Source organism: Arthrobacter humicola (assembly GCF_022803015.1).
Taxonomy (GTDB): domain Bacteria; phylum Actinomycetota; class Actinomycetes; order Actinomycetales; family Micrococcaceae; genus Arthrobacter; species Arthrobacter humicola_A.
Genome location: NZ_JAFKON010000076.1, coordinates 1 through 255, shown reverse-complemented (window position 1 = coordinate 255; position 255 = coordinate 1). Strand labels below are relative to the sequence as shown.

The window sequence follows — 255 nt, the reverse complement described above, 5'->3', positions numbered from 1 at the left end:
CTCGGCGGTGTTCCCCGGGCAGCAGGGCGGCCCGCTGGAGCACGTCATCGCCGGCAAGGCCGTGGCCTTCAAGATCGCCGCGTCCGAAGAGTTCAGGGAACGCCAGGAGCGTGTCCTGGCCGGTGCCCGGATCCTTGCCGAGCGGCTGGTCCAGGACGACGTGACCGCGCAGGGGATCAACGTGATCTCCGGCGGCACCGACGTGCACCTGGTCCTCGTGGACCTGCGCGACTGCGAGCTCAACGGTCAGCAGGC

At 70.2% G+C, this 255-nt stretch carries 1 pseudogene; it reads left to right on the top strand.

What is annotated here, in order from left to right:
• Nucleotides 1-255 (top strand): annotated as a pseudogene (locus ARTB_RS22025) (serine hydroxymethyltransferase); the annotation flags it as partial.